3 protein-coding genes and 1 pseudogene are annotated in these 3,594 nt (G+C 43.1%); all 4 read right to left on the bottom strand.

Going from position 1 to position 3,594, the window contains the following annotated elements; all coding sequences use genetic code 11:
- Window positions 1-65 precede the first annotated feature (65 nt).
- Window positions 66-491, bottom strand: a complete 426-nt coding sequence (locus AB4351_RS21260) for a hypothetical protein (RefSeq protein WP_372127093.1) — start codon at window positions 489-491, stop codon at window positions 66-68.
- Window positions 492-508: 17 nt separating this feature from the next.
- A complete protein-coding gene (locus AB4351_RS21255; RefSeq protein ID WP_372127091.1) occupies window positions 509-1,681 on the bottom strand; it encodes a patatin-like phospholipase family protein in 1,173 nt (390 codons plus the stop codon).
- A gap of 213 nt (window positions 1,682-1,894) precedes the next feature.
- Entirely contained in the window at window positions 1,895-2,752 is an 858-nt protein-coding gene (gene pdxY, locus AB4351_RS21250) for a pyridoxal kinase PdxY (protein WP_017060057.1), read from the bottom strand.
- 206 nt (window positions 2,753-2,958) lie between these two features.
- Window positions 2,959-3,594: pseudogene (locus AB4351_RS21245) on the bottom strand (bifunctional aspartate transaminase/aspartate 4-decarboxylase); the annotation flags it as partial.

The raw sequence follows: 3,594 nt of genomic DNA, 5'->3' as shown, positions 1-3,594 counted from the left end.
CTCGGCGCACAACAAAAAAACCTACTTAAGCTAGTAGGTTTTATCGTTGATGTCAAACGAATAACTTAAATGTATTCGATAATTCGAGCTAGATAGTTAAAGTCCCCAGAATCACCGTGGTAATTACGGTAAACATCGACACTGAAATATCTAGGTTGGTCCACTTGAATATGCTCAGCAACTCGCTGCTCGATGGATTCTAGAGTTTCACCTGTTTGCGAGTAAATGTATTTCTTGGTGGTCTTTTGAAGCTGGCGTTCTTTAGCTTCTTTGTGTGTGACGTAATTGTTCACGTCAACCCACTGACCAATGTAGTCAATCTCCACGTAGTCTGAATTTTCTTCAACCATGAACAACGCCGCTTCTTGTTGAACGTCGGCCAGTTGTAGCATGTCGTTATCGACTTTTTGCTGTTCCATTGAGGTCACATTTTGTGCCATGGCAGCGCTAGACGTTGCCATGATAAGTAGCGCTAAAACTGTTTTATTCATTTTACGATATCCCTAAATTAAGGTAATTCTGTTACCCAAGGTTTGCCCTGAGTTGCTTTGTGATAACCATATTCGTATATGGTTAATAAATAGTGTTCATCAAACATGTCTTTGGTTCGTTTGGCGTAACCAAAGTCGTGCTCGATGTAAGTAAATTGCATATCAATGTTGTTGATTTCACTGATGTATTTCATTCGATATAAATCACCACGTGTTTGAGCAAGAGTCAGGCTTGATACGCTCTTTGCTACTAAATCTAGACCCTTATCTCTCAGCGAGTGGTACGGCGCTTTCAGTGCTCCATTTCGAATAACATCGAGCTGTGGTGGTTTTTCTAACCCAAGAGCATCTGAGATCTGCTGATAGTCGAAGTTAGATGGATTGAAAAATACTTGAGCGGCTAAACCACCATCGACGTGAAGTTCTTCATAACTTTTACCTTCGTACTTCACATTGATAAACTGCGGTGGGAAGACTCCAGGAATAGAAGCACTTGCTGCTAAAACCTTATATATAAGTTCAGACTTATCTGGCATGTCACTATTTGCAATTGCGCCCACATTCCAAATGACAAGCTCTCCAGAATCAAAGTGTGTGCTACCAATAAACAAACGCTTACCGTTGCGGTGTCGCGCAGCAATTTGCTCGATCATCGGTTCAGGGAACGCCTGAGCGATAAATTGATTCAAGTTTTTACCGTCAGTAAAAGCATCTTTAAACACGGTGTTTAAAAAGTTCTTTTTGCCGAGCACTGATTTGTCATTGATGTTTAACATCACCTCCTTCATCTTCGGAAATGCATCTCCGCCGATGAATACAAATGGTGCCATTAGCGCTCCTGCACTGATGCCAGTAACTATTGAGTAGTCTTTCAATTGGCCAGATTCTTCCAGCCCTATCAAAATACCGGCTCCAAAGGCTCCGTTCGCGCCGCCTCCTGACAAAGCTAAGATATTTAGTTGCTCACCTGACACTTTAATTGGCGTTGTTTGATCGATTGGAGAGTATAAGAAGTCTGGGTTCTCACTCGCCCACATACGCAATGGCTCTTTTACTGATATCGCTTCTTCTACAACCACTTCTTTGTAATTGTCTTTGTGTACGCGTACATCCAACGTGTGGGGTGAGCTACATGCCACTACAAGTAATGACAAAGCAACGGTAAAACCCGAGGAAATTAGACGGTTCATAATTAGGCTCATTTAATGTTCTCTAAAATGATTCAGAGACTCTGTTTAATCAAAAGAACAGCTATAAACAGAGAAGTTAATAAATAGGGATAAAGTGAAGTCCGTCTCTTTCTGGGAGTAATATAGCTAGGTTTAGTCTTAGCTCGTAATCTCGTTTGTAGGATGCGACCCATCGAATAGGTACACCCTCCACCACTATCGGAGTTAAACGCTCTACCCGATTTTGACCACGTTGAAATCGTGGGTAGGCTCTACAAATTCATATTGTGCATTGATTGTTTGTAGCTCCCAAGTGCCATAGCTTTTAGTTAGCTCCAACACACCATAGACCGCGTTATTTGCATGTCGGAATGCAGCTACGGGAGACATTCTCTTTATTAACCCTGCGGTAAACAGGCCAGAGATAAGGTCACCGACACCAACCGGTTGTTGAGCAAATTCAATGTTCGGTCGTTGGGCTAAATAACATGCCTTTTTCGTTGCTAAAATCATACTGAACGCGTCATCGGGTAATGAGTGAAGATGCTTCACGAGCACCATCTTTGGACCAAGCTCCAATGCTTTCTTACATGCTGTAACCGCGTCATAAAGGGAGAGGATTTTAATGCCGGTCAATTCACTTAGTTCAAATTGGTTTGGCACTATAACATCGGCTATAGGAAGCAAGTGTTTAGTAATGGCGGTTCTAACGCCATCCTCAACGATACAACCTTTATCTGGGTCACCCATTACAGGGTCACAAACATAGAGTGCACTGTGGTTCTTTTCTTTAACTAAATTAACCGACTCGGCAACCGCTTTACATTGGTCTGCGCTTCCCTGATAACCCGATAGGATCGCACCACAGTCTTTCAGTACGTTGATGTTGTCTAAGCCTCGAATCAAGTTTCGAATATCATCTGAGCCGAATGTTTGCCCGGTCCAACCTTGTTGATATTGAGTGTGATTAGAGAACTGAACAGTGTGGATTGGCCACACATCGAGTCCCATTCTTTGGATTGGAAAAACCGCAGAACTGTTTCCTGCATGCCCGTAAACCACGTGAGATTGAATAGAAATAATGCTTTTCATGCGTCGCTCTTTCAGTTTGAAATGGATTTGAATACTTGGATAAGACGACTAAATAAACACAACGGAACATCAAGATAGGAAGTTTTATCGATCTAACCACTGTGCTTATTTGGTCGGAATAGCCTCGACATCGCCGAGGCTTATTCTTAATGAGTTGGACGTCATCGGCTTTAAATCATGTATTTGATTCTAAGCCAGACTTGAACTTATGCGTCTTGAAACTCAGCGAAGTACTCATCCAATACAGTGCGTGTTGCACGGCCGATTAGCTCGTACTCGTGGTGAGTAAGGTTCGCTAGTGATACACGTACTGATGCGTGTACTGTGTCGAAACCTTTACCAGGTAGTAAGATTACGCCGGTTTCGTGAGCAAGACGGAATAGGAAGTCTTTACCTTTCTCGTTAGCTTTGAACCAGTCGACAAACTCTTGACCGTAAAGTTTGCCACCTAGCGTGTCTAGCTCTAGGAGTGTGTAGTAATCCACACGGTCTTTGTTCTCTTCGATTGCTACACCCATGTTTTTGTAAAGCGTTGTGTAGCGCTCACGGATGATGCGTTTACAAGCGGCTTTGTAGCGACCTTCTGAGTCCATTAGACAAGTTAATGCAAACATCGCCATTTGTACTTGTTGTGGTAGAGACAGACCTGCAGTATGGTTCAATGCTACGCTGCGGCTATCAGCAACGATACGGTCGATGAATTTGATGTCACGTGGCTCTGGAGTTAGCGTTTTGTAACGGTCGTCCAATTGGCACTGTGTCGCTTCACTGAATGAGCGAAGTGTATCGTCGAACACGTTCTCATCGTGAATACCGATAGTGCCTAAACGCCAGCCTGTTGC

The organism is Vibrio sp. 10N.261.51.F11, from assembly GCF_041471665.1.
Taxonomy (GTDB): Bacteria; Pseudomonadota; Gammaproteobacteria; order Enterobacterales; family Vibrionaceae; genus Vibrio; species Vibrio crassostreae_C.
The sequence above is the reverse complement of the archived record's forward strand: the minus strand, read 5'-3'. Positions and strand labels throughout refer to the sequence as shown.